The sequence below is a fragment of the Halorubrum sp. CGM5_25_10-8B genome (assembly GCF_005435095.1).
In the GTDB taxonomy this organism is placed as follows: domain Archaea; phylum Halobacteriota; class Halobacteria; order Halobacteriales; family Haloferacaceae; genus Halorubrum; species Halorubrum ezzemoulense.
On sequence record NZ_SGTY01000010.1, the window covers coordinates 113,745 to 127,345 of the forward strand.

At 67.5% G+C, this 13,601-nt stretch carries 12 protein-coding genes and 1 tRNA gene; 4 read left to right on the forward strand and 9 right to left on the reverse strand.

The genetic code is table 11. From position 1 onward, the window contains the following. The first annotated feature begins 300 nt into the window (after nucleotides 1–300). Nucleotides 301–564: a hypothetical protein gene (locus tag EXE51_RS11285; RefSeq protein WP_137692684.1), complete on the forward strand. Its 264-nt coding sequence runs from the start codon at nucleotides 301–303 to the stop codon at nucleotides 562–564. Continuing rightward, entirely contained in the window at nucleotides 561–2,018 is a 1,458-nt protein-coding gene (locus tag EXE51_RS11290) for a terminase large subunit domain-containing protein (RefSeq protein WP_137692685.1), read from the forward strand. The genes EXE51_RS11285 and EXE51_RS11290 overlap by 4 nt, the downstream gene beginning before the upstream one ends. Nucleotides 2,019–2,100: 82 nt before the next feature. Here the strand turns inward: EXE51_RS11290 and EXE51_RS11295 are convergent, their stop codons facing one another. The 7 genes from EXE51_RS11295 to btuC form a co-directional block, all read right to left on the reverse strand. After that, nucleotides 2,101–3,273: a PQQ-binding-like beta-propeller repeat protein gene (locus EXE51_RS11295; protein ID WP_137692686.1), complete on the reverse strand. Its 1,173-nt coding sequence runs from the start codon at nucleotides 3,271–3,273 to the stop codon at nucleotides 2,101–2,103. Between the two features lie 79 nt (nucleotides 3,274–3,352). Further along, nucleotides 3,353–3,425: transfer RNA gene (locus EXE51_RS11300), tRNA-Thr, on the reverse strand. A 571-nt stretch (nucleotides 3,426–3,996) separates the two neighbouring features. Beyond that, the gene (locus EXE51_RS11305; RefSeq protein ID WP_086216236.1) at nucleotides 3,997–4,386 is read right to left on the reverse strand and encodes a peptide ABC transporter ATP-binding protein; all 390 of its coding nucleotides are present in this window, start codon (nucleotides 4,384–4,386) and stop codon (nucleotides 3,997–3,999) included. Continuing rightward, nucleotides 4,373–4,594 (reverse strand): hypothetical protein, encoded by a 222-nt coding sequence (locus EXE51_RS11310; protein ID WP_049932832.1) that lies wholly within the window; start codon nucleotides 4,592–4,594, stop codon nucleotides 4,373–4,375. The genes EXE51_RS11305 and EXE51_RS11310 overlap by 14 nt, the downstream gene beginning before the upstream one ends. A gap of 84 nt (nucleotides 4,595–4,678) precedes the next feature. Beyond that, nucleotides 4,679–5,674 (reverse strand): class I SAM-dependent methyltransferase family protein, encoded by a 996-nt coding sequence (locus EXE51_RS11315; RefSeq protein WP_049932833.1) that lies wholly within the window; start codon nucleotides 5,672–5,674, stop codon nucleotides 4,679–4,681. Between the two features lie 75 nt (nucleotides 5,675–5,749). Beyond that, entirely contained in the window at nucleotides 5,750–6,922 is a 1,173-nt protein-coding gene (locus tag EXE51_RS11320; protein WP_394348089.1) for an ATP-binding cassette domain-containing protein, read from the reverse strand. A 122-nt stretch (nucleotides 6,923–7,044) separates the two neighbouring features. Next, complete coding sequence (gene btuC, locus EXE51_RS11325) at nucleotides 7,045–8,211, reverse strand: vitamin B12 ABC transporter permease BtuC (protein ID WP_049932834.1); 1,167 nt, start codon at nucleotides 8,209–8,211, stop codon at nucleotides 7,045–7,047. A 62-nt stretch (nucleotides 8,212–8,273) separates the two neighbouring features. On the opposite strand from btuC, the gene EXE51_RS11330 reads away from it, so the two are divergent. Continuing rightward, entirely contained in the window at nucleotides 8,274–9,554 is a 1,281-nt protein-coding gene (locus tag EXE51_RS11330; RefSeq protein ID WP_137692688.1) for a PGF-CTERM-anchored ABC transporter substrate-binding protein, read from the forward strand. Nucleotides 9,555–9,586: 32 nt separating this feature from the next. On the opposite strand, the gene EXE51_RS11335 is transcribed toward EXE51_RS11330, so the two are convergent. Continuing rightward, nucleotides 9,587–10,834, reverse strand: a complete 1,248-nt coding sequence (locus EXE51_RS11335) for a pyridoxal-phosphate dependent enzyme (RefSeq protein ID WP_049931062.1) — start codon at nucleotides 10,832–10,834, stop codon at nucleotides 9,587–9,589. Between the two features lie 239 nt (nucleotides 10,835–11,073). Here EXE51_RS11335 and EXE51_RS11340 point away from each other — a divergent pair, with 239 nt between their 5' ends. After that, on the forward strand, nucleotides 11,074–12,396 hold the full coding sequence (locus tag EXE51_RS11340) for an NAD(P)/FAD-dependent oxidoreductase (protein ID WP_137692689.1): 1,323 nt from the start codon (nucleotides 11,074–11,076) through the stop codon (nucleotides 12,394–12,396). 25 nt (nucleotides 12,397–12,421) lie between these two features. Here the strand turns inward: EXE51_RS11340 and EXE51_RS11345 are convergent, their stop codons facing one another. Beyond that, complete coding sequence (locus EXE51_RS11345) at nucleotides 12,422–13,600, reverse strand: thiamine pyrophosphate-dependent enzyme (RefSeq protein WP_137692690.1); 1,179 nt, start codon at nucleotides 13,598–13,600, stop codon at nucleotides 12,422–12,424. Nucleotide 13,601: the final 1 nt, after the last annotated feature.

Consider the following 13,601-nt stretch of genomic DNA (forward strand, 5'->3'; position numbering starts at 1 on the left):
GGGCGATACGTTAGATCCTACCTCGGTGAAATGCTCTGTGTGTTCCGTGAGGTGGCTGAGGCAACGCCTGAAGAGATTCATCAGGCTGAGGGGCGGGAATGGTGGAAAGTGGCTCTACTGTGGGCCTGCGGCCTGCCTGTTGTGAGTATCTCATCAACCCTCCGGTAAAATTCGTTAATTGACGTATCCAATATAGACAAACAACTAAGTGGCGTCTAAGCGTACCTTTAGCCACCCTGTTGAAGCAGTGAATCCGGCGGTTCCACCGGGTTCCGACCGCTTCCAGTTGGTGATTCACCTATGTCACAAGCAGATTCCCCACCGACGCCGGACCTTGGCACTGAGAACTACGACGCCATGCTTGAGAAGCTTGACGTTGCGATCGAGGAAGTGACAGACAAGGTTGAGAACGGGCGGATTCGGAACCCTGAGCACGAAAAGGTGCGAATCAAATACTACCGAGCGCTCGGCTACCTGATCCGCACCCGCCGGAAGGTGCTTGAGGATCGGGAGCTACAGGAATTCCGTGACGCCCTCGAAGCACACCCTGATATTGAGCTATGAGCAAGCGGCTCACCCGAAACACGTTGCGGGACGTTGTCGACCGGATCGACGCCGACGAACGCCGGCAGAGTGACGACGACGTTACCGTTCTCTGGAACGTTGCGGATCCAGAGAATCGCCCGAATGGTATGACATGGTCCCCTGAATCACGGACGCTTACATACGACCTCTGGAACGCACAACGTGACGCCCTCGAAGCGATCCGGTCCGACGCCGATATCACCGGTTTCCTTGCCGGCTACGGTTCAGGGAAGACTATCTTCGGGGCACGGTGGCTGATCAGACAAGCCCTCGAATACGACGGAAGCCGCTTCTTGGGGATGGGGATCGATTTCACCAAGGCGCGGGATACGACCTTTCGCGTTCTGTTTGAACAGTTGCCGGGAGAACGCACCTCGATCGTCACAAGCTCATACAACGGACCGGAAACGTCTCCGGTCGTTACCGACTACAACCGGCAGAACCACCGGTTGACATTCATCAACGACAGTGTCGTCAAGCTCGGATCGGCCGACAAGTGGAACCGATACGCCGGCGACTCATACGGGGCGGTGTGGCTTGACGAACCCTCACACTACGGGGAAGACCTTCACGACTTGCTGGAAATGATCGGTTCCCGCTTGCGGGGCGTTGCCGGTCCGAAGGCCCAACTATGGACTCTGACGGGCAACGGCTACAACGCGGCGTATGAGATTCTGGAACGCCAAGAAGACAGTGACGGGGAATCTATTGGGCTGAATATCGAACAGATTCGAGCAAGTACACTAACGAATCCGTATCTCGATCAGGGTGAGAAGGAACGCTTCGAGCGGCAATATGGTGAGACAAGCCGAGAAGAGCAAGCCCTTCACGGCGGATTTGCGGCCGCACAAGGATTGGTTTACTCAAATTTCTCGCGGGACGAACACGTTATACCGCACGTCGACGCCGTCGAGCGGGTTCAGGAAGGGTGGCGAATCTATGGCTACGACGCCGGCTGGAACGATCCCCGTGTTCTCTTGGAGGTTGGTCGGACCGACTACGATCAACTGGTTGCCCTTGATGAATTCTACCGGAGTGAGAGTCACGTATCCGACGCGATCGATTGGCTGAAACGTAATGATAAGCCACGGGGGACCATTCACTGTGAGCACGAACCCGCCGATATAGAACGTTTCAACAGTGCTGGCTATTCGACCGAGAAGGCCGACAAATCACTTGATGCCGGTATTGATGAAGTACGCAAGCGTTTCGAGTGTGACAACGCCGACCGCCCCGGATTGTTGATATCCGACAACTGTCAAAACCTAATCCGGGAAATTCTCGGGTACAAAGAGGAACACGTCGGAACAAGCGCGGCAGAGGATCACTGTTGTGACTGCGTTAGGTATCTTGTCATGGGTGAAGGGAGAGCGGCTAAACCGGGTGCGGAATATGCCACGAACCCCTTTGCGAACGATTTCACGCTACCGTAATACTCAGAGGCCGACCGCGGTCGATGCCGACGACTCTATTCAGAAACGGCAGAACCGAATAGAAAAATATGCTGACTGAGGCCTAAGACTCACTTAGAGCGTAAATATTGTTGTCCGCACTCCCGATATAAACATTACCGTCAACTACCGCTGGTGAGGAATATACAGACTCGTATGTCTCGAAGCTCCACAGTTGGTCGCCGGTATTCGCATCCAACGCATAGACATTATCATCGTAGCTCCCGGCATAAACAGTATCATCAACTACCACCGGCGAGGAGTACACTGAATCACCAGTCTCGAAAACCCATTGTTGCTCGCCGGAGGATACATCCAGCGCGTATATGTTGCTATCGTAACTTCCCACATAGACAGTACCGTCTACTACTGCTGGAGAGGATTGTCCACCTTCATTAGCATCAAACTTCCATATTTGATCGCCAGTATCGGTATCAAGCGCATAGACAGAACCGTTGTAACTCAGAGCGAATACCACCCCGTCAAGAACTGCTGGTGAAGATTGTACCGGCCTACCAGTTTCGAAGCTCCACAGTTGGTCACCAGTATTTGAATCCAGCGCATATAGTGTACCATTATGGCTACCAACATACACCGCTCCGTCCACAACAGCTGGTGAGGATCTCACCCAGTCATCGATTTCAAAAACCCATTGGAGATCCCCGGAGGTAGCATCAAGTGCGTACAGGCTATTGTCGTTACTCCCGATATAGACCGTACCCCCAACTACTGTTGCTGAGGAGTATATTGACTCACCTGTTTCGAAGGTCCACTTTCGATCGCCAGTATTAGCATCTACCGCATAGACAGAATCATCTTCACTTCCAAAGTAGACCGTGTCGTCAACTACTGCTGGAGAAGATAGTACCGACCCAGATTCTGATCCGTCAGTCTCGAAGGACCATTGTTGGTTACCTGTGACCGCATCTACCGCGTAGACATTACCATCAAGACTGCCAACGTAGACGATCCCATCAACTACCGCTGGTGAAGATTGTACCGCACCCTCAGTTTCAAAACTCCACAGTTGAGTAATATTTTGAGTAGGACCAACTTCATCGGATGCGTATCCAGTATTGGCTGAATCATATTGGTACATGGGAGAACCACTAATCGAACTATCAGTGGCACTCACACCAGAATCACTCATAATGCCTTCGACGCATCCAGCGAGCGCCGTACTCATTCCAGCGACCGAAGCGGCCAAATATTCTCGTCTTGTGTATCTTGTTGGCATATAACCACCAATCACCAGTTGGGATGTGAATGCCTGATCTCGTTTTGAAAATAGAAAGGTTCTGAACCCTTCTTAGGCAAGCCGGAGGAGGGATTTGAACCCTCGACCTATTCCTTACGAAGGAATCGCTCTGCCAGCTGAGCTACCCCGGCGCTCATCACACAATTCCCGGACGGAAAAATAAGGGTTCCGAAACGGGGACGCAACGGGGACGCGGCGGGAGCCGAGCCGCGCGCTGGAAGCGACGCGCGCGCCCGATACGAATAAGACGAACGTCATAATTGTTCCCATATTACATCTATAAACACACAGGAAACCAGAACACAATACAATTGTATAAGGAAAAAGACTAAATACTCGTTCGGACTTCAATTTGAATGTGCTGACACCGTCCGCGTGCCGAGACGGCGGGGATCGAATCCCTCGGCGGTGCGTGCCCGGTCGGAGCCCGTACCGGGCGGCAAGGGTCTCGTCGGTCGTCTCCCCAACCGCGACTCGGCGCGGCCGTCATCCCCAGTAGCGTTCCGCCGCGGCTACCGTGTGAAACGCGTCACCGACGCGCCAAGCGCAAAATCGCCTCTGGTCCGCCGACCGTCGCCGCGGCCGCTTGTCATGTGACGGGCCCCGGCCGCTCCGCCCCGACCCCCCTCGGGGCGGCGCGGCGTTTTCGCTGTCTCGACGACGGATCGCGAGCGGCGCCGCCGCTCTCCGTCCCGTTCGACGCTACGCGAACAGCCGCCGCGCGCGGCGCACCGCGGCGGAAAGGCCGCCGTATCCGGCGCCGACGACCCCCGCGAGGCGCACCTCGGCGGGCGCGACGCCGAGGCGGTGTGAGACCGGACCGGGGCGCGCGTCGGCGCCCGCGATCGCGACCGTTCGTCCGCGGACCCTGACCTCGGCGGTGAGGTCCCCCAGTCGCAGTTCCCTGACCGCGAGGTCCGAGGCAGCGTCGCCCGGGAGGCGGCGGGCGACGCGGAGGGCGTCACCGACGCTCTCTACTTCGAGGAACAGGCGCCGCTCGGTAGCGTGGACCGACACATCGACCCCGTCGACGGAGAGCGTCAGGTCGTCGGTCTCGACTGCGAGGGCGGCGTGAGACTCAGTCCCGCTCACGGGTCGTGACGCGGACGCCGCCGTCGACGCGCCACTCGGCGTGTTCGACGTCGTCTCCCGTCCCGCTCGGCACCTCGACGGTCATGTCCTCGAACTGGTAGTGTATCTCGGCGTTTCGACCGGTCAAGCGGTCGTAGAGCCCCATCGCCAGCTCCGGCCACGTGGTCGTCTCGTCGATTCGCTCTTCGGGGTCTGCGGCGTCGCTCATACGAAGACATGTTAGATAGTTACACTCATAAGTATATTCCCTGACGTGTCTGCCTCGGTTCGTCGGGCGCGCGGAGCGGCCGGATCAGTCGGCGTCGCGCGTCAGGCGAGCGTCGAGACAGACGTTGTGCTCGTGGGGGGCGTACGACCGGACGACCCGCTCGGTCTCGACGGTGACCGCGTAGTCGTCGCCCGCGGCCGCCTCGATCGCGCGCCGCCCCGGGCCGAACGGGTCGTCCTCGTGTTGGATGTCGTAGTAGTGGATCACGCAGTCGTCGCCGGCGAGCGCGACGGCGGTGTCCAAGAACTCGTCCGCGGAGTGGGGGAGGTTCATCACGAGGCGTTCGGCGGTGTCCGCGTGGGAGTCGGCGAGGTCGCGCACGTCGCCGCTGATCGCGGTCACCCGGTCGGTGACCCCGTTGCGCGCGGCGTTCTCGCGGAGGTACTCGACCGCGCGCTCGTTGAGATCGCAGGCGACCACGTCGGCGCCGCGGGACGCCATAGGTACCGCGTACGGGCCCACGCCGGCGAACATATCGATCGCCGACTCTCCGGGGTCGACCTGCTCGGCCACGCGGTGACGCTCGGTCGCGAGCCGCGGGGAGAAGTACACCGCGGCGACGTCGAGCGCGAACTCGTGGCCGTACTCGCGGTGGACCGTCTCCGTGTCGTCGCCGACCAGCACGTCCCAAGAGCGGACCCGCAACTCGCCCTCGATCGGCGACGCGCGGTTGAGGACCGTCTCGCAGGGCACGTCGGAGGCCGCGACGGCGTCGGCGATCTCGCGGGCGCGCTCGTCGTCGTCCTCGTCGACGATGACGATGTCACCGAGCCGCTCGATAGAGGGCTCGTATCCCAGGATGTCGGCGGGCGTCGTGGGGCGGTCCCGTCGCTCGGCGTCGCGCTCGACGATCCGGTCGGCGAACGCAGCGGGCACTAGTTCGCGGTCCGCGACGGGGATGTAGATCGTCTCGCCGTCGACGGCGATCTGGTGGTCGCCGTCGAGGGCGTCGGCGTCGGCGAGCCGGCTCCGGACGGTCTCGCCGCGCTCGCGGGCGACGGCGACGCAGGGGACGCTCATCGTCGGAGGGACGCGGTCGAGCGAATAAACGGTGACGCTTCGCGGGCCGGACGGCGGGGACCCGAGCGGCCGGAGTCACTCCGCCGGCTCGGCACCGCTCGCGGCCGCGACGGCGTCGAGCAGCTCCGCGTCGTCGACGTCGTCGGCGACGTCGACGACGCGGTCCGCGGCCGCCGCGACCTCGGCGTTCGGGCCGTTCGCTGTCGGGGCGACGTCGCCGTCCGCCGCGACCACGAGCGTCGCGTCGGCGTCGGCCGCGAGGTCGCGCGCCGCAGCGAGCGCCTCCGGGGAAGGGTCCTCGAATGGGGGCGCCGTCACCGCTGTCGCGCCCGCGTCCGCGGCGGCGCCGGCGGCCGTGTCTCCCTCGGGGACTACGCCGACGGAGGGCTCGTGGCCCGCGGCGGCCAGCCGGGCGACGACGCGCGCGCCCGACCGCCCCGAGCCGATCACGTGGACGCTGCGCGGGTCGGCGTCGCTCTCCGGGAACGCAGTGACCGCGGGCGTCCCGGTGGCCGGGTTGCGACCGACGAACGCCTCGGCGTCGAAGGCCGCGCCGACGGCGGACGCCGATAGCACCGACTCGGGCGGCCCGGCGGCCTGAACCCCGCCGTTCGCGATGACGACCACCTCGTCGCAGTAGCGGGCCGCGGCGTCGAGGTCGTGGATCGCGGCGATCGCTCCCCGGTCGCCGCCGTCGACGAACTCGCGGACCAGTTCGAGCGTCTCGACCGCGTGGTGTACGTCGAGGCTGGCGGTCGGCTCGTCGAGGAGGAGGAGCGGCGCCGCCTGCGCCAGCGCCCGCGCGAGCAGCACGCGCTGGCGCTCGCCGCCCGAGACCTCGGTGATCGACCGGTCGGCGAAGCGCTCGACGGCGGCGGCCGCCATCGCGGCGTCGACCGCGGCGTCGTCCTCGGTCCCGTGCGCGTCGAAGCGCCCGAGGTGGGGCGTCCGACCCATCTCGACGACGTGGCGCACCCGGAAGTCGAACGAGAGGTTCGTCGTCTGCGGGACGCTCGCGACGCGCCGACCGACCTCACGGGCCGACAGCGACGACGCCGGGTCGCCGCCGAGGCGCACGGTCCCGGCGTCCGGCTCGACCGCGCCGGTCACCGCGCGCAGCACGGTGGTCTTCCCGGCGCCGTTGGGCCCGACGAGGCCGACGAGCGAGCCGGGCTCGACCCGGAGGTCGACGCCGGAGACGACGTCGAGGTCGCCGAACGAGACGGCCACGTCCGCGGCCGACAGCAGCGGCGCGTCGCCGAACGAGAGCGCCGTGTCGGGGAGGGCCTCGGAACCGTCGCCGCCGCCCGCGGCCGACTCCGCCGCGTCGGCCGCGCCCGTCGTCTCGGCGTCGACGGTGGGATCCGCACTCACAGCTCCGTCACCTCCCGGGTCACGAGCAGGTAGACGAAGAATGGCGCGCCGACCGCGGCGGTGATGATCCCGACCGGGTACTCCGCGGCCGCGGAGCGCGCGACGGTGTCGGCCGCGACGAGGAACGTGCCGCCCGCGAGTGCCGCGGTCGGGAGCAGCGTCCGGTGGTCGGGCCCGACGACGAGCCGGAGCATGTGGGGGACGATGAGACCGACGAACCCGATCACGCCGGCGAACGCGACCCCGGCGGCCGTGACGAGCGCCGAGGCGGCGAGCAACACCCGCTTCGTGCGCTCGACCGCGATCCCCAGCCCCCGTGCCTCCTCCTCGCCGAGCAGGAGGACGTTGAGGTCGCGGGCGTACGCGAGCAGCAGGAGGAACAGCGGCGGCACGACGGCGGCGGTGACGGCCACCTCGCTCCACGCCGCGCCCGAGAGGTGGCCCATCAGCCACGCGACGATCTGCCGGAGCGACTCCCCCGCTTGGAGCTGGAGGTAGGAGACGACCGCGCCGAGGAACGTCTGGACCGCGACGCCGGCGAGCAGGAGGGTAGCGACGGGAGTCCGGCCGTTCCGGGTCGCGATGGCGTACACGCCGAAGGCGGCGACCAGCGCGCCGACGAACGCGAAGAGGCTCGTCCCCGCGCCCCGCGAGAGCGCGACCTCGACGGGGCCGACGAGCGGGAGCGCGACGGTCGCGGAGAGCGCGGCGGGGAAGACGATGAACGCCACCGCGCCGACCGCCGCGCCCGACGAGACGCCGATGATCGACGGGTCGGCCATCGGGTTTCGGAAGAACCCCTGCATCACCGTGCCGGCGGCCGCGAGCGCGAAGCCGACGAGCGCGGCGAGCAGGATCCGCGGGAGCCGCACGCCCACGACGATCCGCTGGTGGACGGAGTCGACGGGGAACGCGAACGGCGACGCGAACGCGAGGTCGACGCCGGGGAGCGTGAGGGGACCGACGCCGGGGACCGGCAACGGGCCGACACCGCTCGCGCTCGCTTCGATTCCGGAGGGCACCGCGAGCGCGTTCAACACCGACTTCACCACCGTCTCAGGCGGGATACGGACGGGACCGATCGCGGCGCTGACGACGACGACGACTGCCAGCAGCGCGGCTATCGCCGCCGACCACGCCGCCGAGCGGGCCCAGGGTCGCATGCGTTCTCCAACACAACTTGTAGTAGATAAATACTTATTGGACGAGTCCGGTCCTCAATTCGATGCGAAATAGCTTCGCAATTGCGATGGCCGCGTTGGTGGCGACCGCCCTGATCGGCGGCGTCGCCGGGACCGCCGCGGGCGCACAGCCGACAATAGCGACGGACAGACCGAGCGCGAGCGCGCAGTTGACCGGGGGCGCGCAACCGGCTGCGGGCGCGCAATCGGCTGCGGGCACACAGCCGGCGGTCGGGTCCGCGGCCGGGGCGGGGGCCGCCCCCGCACAGACCGACGGCGCCTGCGGCTTCCCGCTCAATGCGACCGACGCGACCAGGACCACGATAACGCTGGAGGAGCGTCCCGAGCGGATCACGACGCTCAACCCGTCGGCCGCGCAGACGCTGTGGGAGCTCGGCGAACAGGACCGCGTCGTCGGCGTGAGCCGGTTCGCGCTCTACCTCGACGGCGCCGAGGAGCGTGCGAACGTCTCGGCCGAGTTCGGCGCGAGCGTCGAGCGCGTCGTCGACACCGAGCCCGACCTCGTGCTGGCGCCGAACTCCTCGGCCGCCGACGTGGGGCCGCTCCGCGAGCAGGGGCTCAAAGTGTACCACTTCCCGGCCGCGACCTCGATCGACGACATCGCCGAGAAGACGGAGACGATCGGTCGGCTCGTCGGCGCGTGCGACGCCGCGAGCGAGACGAACGAGGAGATGTACGACGCGGTCGACGCCGCGGAGAACCGGACCGCCGGCGTCGACCGCCCGGCCGCGCTCTACCCGCTCGGCGGCGGCTACGTCGCCGCGAACAACACCTTCATCGACGCGATCATGAACGTCGGGGGCGCCGACAACGTCGCCGCGGAGTACGAGGCGTACCCGCAGCTCTCCGACGAGGTGATCCTCCAGACGGACCCCGAGCTAATCCTGGTCACCGACCCCGAGGCCGCGATCTTGGCGGAGGAGCCGTACGCCAGCACGACCGCTGGCGTCGAGGAGAACTACGTCGTGATGAACGTGGACTACCTCAACCAGCCCGCGCCGCGCAGCGTGATCCGGTCGACGACGACGCTGTCGAACGCGGTGGTCGAGCTACAGGAGGAGGGCAGCGAGTCGACGGACGGCACCGAGAGCGGCGAGTCGTCGGACGACGGCTCCTCCGACGGCGACTCGTCCGGGAGCGATGATACGTCGGACGGCGGCGACTCCTCGACCGACGGCATGGACGGAAACGAGACGGACGCGGGCGGCAGCGACGGCGACACGGGCGCGGAGGTCCCCGGATTTGGTGTCGTCGCGGCCGCGATCGCGCTGCTCGCCACTGGCCTGCTCGCGCGGCGCGATTGAATCGAATCGGTCGCTGACCGCCGGTTCCGTTTCTAAATCCCTTGTCCCATCAGGTGGCTGCGGAGGACGTCGGGCGTCTTCAGCCCGGCGTCGCTGTTGAGGAGCACGACGGTCTCGTCGCCGTCGAAGAAGCCCTCCTCGGCGAGCGCCCACGCGCCGGCGGGGGCCGCGCCGCCCGTCGCGCCCATCTCGACGACCTCGTTCTGCGCCACGGCGACCGCGCTCGCGAGGATGTCGTCGTCGTCGACGCCGACCGCGGTCCCGCCGCTCTCGGTGACCGCCTCGACTGCCGCGGCGCCGCCCGCGGGGTCCGGAATCTCCAGTTCGCCGCAGATTGTGTCGGGCGTCGACCACGGTTCGGGCTCGTCGAGGCCGCGCTCGACGGCGGCCGCGATCGGCGCGCAGCCGGACGCCTGCGCGGCGACGACCTTCGGGGTGTCATCGACCGCGCCGATCCGGGCCAGCTCGGCGAACCCCTTGTTGACGCCGGCGACGACCTCGCCGGATCCGGTCGGGACGACGACCACGTCGGGGGTGTCACCGAGATCGGCGACGAGCTCGAACGCGATCGTCTTCGCGCCCTCGTGGCGGTACGGCGTGGCGAACTCGCCGAGGTCGGTGTAGTCGGTCGCGAGCTGCTCGTCGACCGCGTCGGCCGCGTCGGGGAAGCGCCCGCCGACGACACGCATCTCGCCGCCGTGGACGTTCGTCATCGACTTGTTCGAGAAGGCGCACCGCGAGGGGACGAACGCGTACGACCGCAGGTCCGCCCGGCCCGCGTACGCCGCCATCGATTGCCCGGCGTTCCCCGGGCTCGCGCAGACGAGCGGCTCCACGTCGCCGCCGGCGGCGGCCCGGGCCGCCACCGCGGTCGTCGCGAGCGAGAGGCCGCGGTCGAGGACGGTCCCCGTCGGGTTGCGCCCCTCGTCTTTGACGTACACCGCGTCGACGTCGAGCTCGTCCGCGAGCCGGTCGGTGGCCACGAGCGGCGTCCCGCCCTCCCCCGCGGTGAGCGCGCCGTCGGCCGGGAACGGGAGCAGGGCGTCGAAGCGCCAGTGGCCGCGCGCGGTCGCGGGCGCGGTCCGCGCGTCGCCGCTCGCGCCGCGGGCCGCCGGGTCGAAGAGGTCGTCGGGGTCGACGGCGTCGTAGTCGTAGACCGGGTCGAGTCCGCGCGCCCGCTCGTCGTCGTCGATGGCCGCCGCGTCGGCGGTCTCGTGGACGCGTCCCGACGCCCGACTCTCCAGCCCGCGAAACGCCGGCGTGGTCTCGAAGTCTGCCATACCGAACCTTGCGGCGGCGGCGACTAATCGCTTCGCACTCGGGTGCGGATGACCGTCTCGACGAGACCCCGAACCGCGGTGGCGCGAGGCGCTGTGCGGTCGCCGTCGGGCGGGGCTTCGGAGTGGACTGTGTCGATCAGCGATTTATCAGAAGCAACCCGGCCGAGCGGCTGTGGCTTCGCCAATCGAATCGCCTCGACCCGCCGCCGCTTATAAACCCGCGACCCGATACAGCACATATGAACGGAAACGCCACGGTCGTCGGCGGCGGGCTCGCGGGGCTCGTCGCGGCGACCCGACTCGCGGAGGCGGGCGCGGACGTGACGCTGTACGAGCGACGCCCCGAGGTCGGCGGGCGCGTGCGGACGGAGACGGTCGACGGGTTCACCGTCGACCGCGGCTTCCAAGTCCTCTTCTCGAGTTACCCCGCCGTCGAGCGCGAACTGGGCGCCGACGGGCTCGACGATCTCGACCTGCGGACGTTCGCGCCCGGTGCGACGATCTGCCGCCCGGGCTCGCGCTCGACGCTCGGCGACCCCCTCCGCGACCCGCTGTCCGCGATTCCCTCGCTTTTGAACGACGAGGTCTCCTTCTCCGACAAGCTCCGGACGCTCGCGCTGCGGTACGACCTCGGAAACCGCGACGAGGGCGAGTTCTTCGCCGGGCGCGACGCCCCGATCCGCGAGTACCTCCGCGACTGGGGGTTCGCCGACGACTACGTCGAGAACTTCGTCGAGCCGTTCTACGGCGGGATCACCTTAGACCGGAGCCTCTCGACCTCGAAGCACGTCTTCGAGTACACGTTCCGCGCGATGGGCCGTGGGTCGATCGGCGTCCCCGCCGAGGGGATGGCCGCGCTCCCCGCCGCGCTCGCCGACCGCGCCCGCGAGGCGGGCGTCGATATCGAGACCGGCGGGGACGTGGAGGCGGTCCGGATCGCCGGAGGGGGCCGGATTCCCTTCCGAACCGGAGCGGCCGACGCGGACGGTGCGACCGTGGAACTCGCGGACGGTACGACGCGCGAGACGGACGCGGTCGTCGTCGCGACCTCGCCGCCGGAGGCCCGGCGGCTCACCGGCGTCGAGTCGGCCCCGACCGAGGGCGTGCCGAACGTGACCGGGTGGTTCGCGCTCCCCGCGGGCGAGTCGTTCGAGACGGGCGGCCGGATCCTCCTCAACGCAGCCGACGAGTCGCCGAACGCGGTGGTCCCGATGTCGGAGGTCGCGCCCGAGTACGCGCCCGGCGACCGCGCGCTCCTCGCGGCGACGTTCCTCGGGCAGGAGTCGCTCGACCGCGACGAGCGCGACCTCCGCGACGACGTTCGGGACGCGCTGGACGCGTGGTTCCCCGACCGCGACTTTGGCGGCTTGGAGACCCTCGACGTCCACCGGATCCGGTTCGCGCAGTTCGCGCAGCCGCCGGGCGTCCACGCCGACCTCCCGAAGCCGGACGACCCCGAGGGCCCGGTCGTCCTCGCCGGCGACTACACGGAGTGGTCGTCGATCCAAGGCGCCCTAGAGAGCGGCCGGAAGGCGGCGAACGCGGCGGGCGGGCACCTGTAGCCGGCCCGGTCGCCTCGCGGCCCGCTCACTCCTCTCGCAGGAACGCCTCCTCGCCGCGTTCCGCGACGGCCGCGAGCAGGTCGTCGCGCTGACGGCGGGTCTCGGGCGAGAGCCCGGCGAACGCGTGGTCGAACATCGCGGCGGGGTCGGCCTCAACCGACTCCGCCGCGTCGATCGCCGCGGCGACGACGTTGTCCGCCTCCTCGCGGATCGCCGCGACGCCCTCGTCGTCGATGCGATCCGTCTCGCGGAGGAACGCCTCCATGCGGTCGAGCGGGTCGAGCGCGCGCCACGGGTCAACGTCGTCGGCGTCGCGATAGGCCGTCGGGTCGTCGGCGGTCGTGTGGGCGCCGAACCGGTACTCGACGAACTCGATGAGGACCGGACGCGGGTCGTCCGCGGTGCCGTTGCCGCCCACCTCGTCGCCGCCGTCGCCGTCACCGCCGCGTCGGGCACGCTCGGCAGCCTCCCGCGTGACCGCGTAGCTGGCGAGCGGGTCCATACCGTCGGCGCGGACGCCGTCGAAACCGTACGCGGTCGCCTTCCCGGCGAAAGTGTCGCTCGCGGTCTGTCTCCCCCTCGGGACCGAGATTGCCCACCCGTTGTTGTGACAGCAGAATACCGTCGGCGTGTCGAAGACGCCGGCGAAGTTCATCGCCTCGTGGAAGTCGCCCTCGCTGGTCGCGCCGTCGCCGAAGTGGCAGGCGACGACGCGGTCCTCGTCGCGGTGGGCGAACGCCCACGCGGCCCCGACCGCGTGCGGGAGGTGGGCCGCGATGCCGATGTTCAGTGGGAAGACATTGCCGTCGGCGATCGCTTCCGTCCCGGCCTCGTGGCCCATCCAGTAGGGGAGGTACTCGGAGAGGAGGTCGCGGACGACGGCCGCGCCGTGCTCCCGGTACTGGTAGCTTATCAGGTCGCGGTCCGCGAGCGCGTGCGTCGACCCGACGGCCGACCCCTCTTGGCCCGCGCAGGGCGCGTACGTCCCGATCCGGCCCTGTCGCTGGAGGCTGACGGCGCGCTCGTCGAACCGACGCGTGACGACCAGATCGCGGTAGATAGCGCGAAACCGCTCGTCCGAGAGGTCCGGCACCGTCGCGTCGGGCAGGGGACTCCCGTCCGGCCCGAGCACGCGATAGACGTCTTCGTCGGCGAGCGGATCGGTCGCGCCGTCGCCGGCGTCGTCGACGCCGTTCTCGTCCATG

Coding starts and splice junctions, on each gene's coding strand:
- EXE51_RS11285 (WP_137692684.1), top strand. CDS start 301: ATGTCACAAGCAGATTCCCCACCGACGCCGGACCTTGGCACTGAGAAC.
- EXE51_RS11290 (WP_137692685.1), top strand. CDS start 561: ATGAGCAAGCGGCTCACCCGAAACACGTTGCGGGACGTTGTCGACCGG.
- EXE51_RS11295 (WP_137692686.1), bottom strand. CDS start 3,273: ATGCCAACAAGATACACAAGACGAGAATATTTGGCCGCTTCGGTCGCT.
- EXE51_RS11310 (WP_049932832.1), bottom strand. CDS start 4,594: ATGAGCGACGCCGCAGACCCCGAAGAGCGAATCGACGAGACGACCACG.
- EXE51_RS11315 (WP_049932833.1), bottom strand. CDS start 5,674: ATGAGCGTCCCCTGCGTCGCCGTCGCCCGCGAGCGCGGCGAGACCGTC.
- btuC (WP_049932834.1), bottom strand. CDS start 8,211: ATGCGACCCTGGGCCCGCTCGGCGGCGTGGTCGGCGGCGATAGCCGCG.
- EXE51_RS11330 (WP_137692688.1), top strand. CDS start 8,274: ATGCGAAATAGCTTCGCAATTGCGATGGCCGCGTTGGTGGCGACCGCC.
- EXE51_RS11335 (WP_049931062.1), bottom strand. CDS start 10,834: ATGGCAGACTTCGAGACCACGCCGGCGTTTCGCGGGCTGGAGAGTCGG.
- EXE51_RS11340 (WP_137692689.1), top strand. CDS start 11,074: ATGAACGGAAACGCCACGGTCGTCGGCGGCGGGCTCGCGGGGCTCGTC.
- EXE51_RS11345 (WP_137692690.1), bottom strand. CDS start 13,600: ATGGACGAGAACGGCGTCGACGACGCCGGCGACGGCGCGACCGATCCG.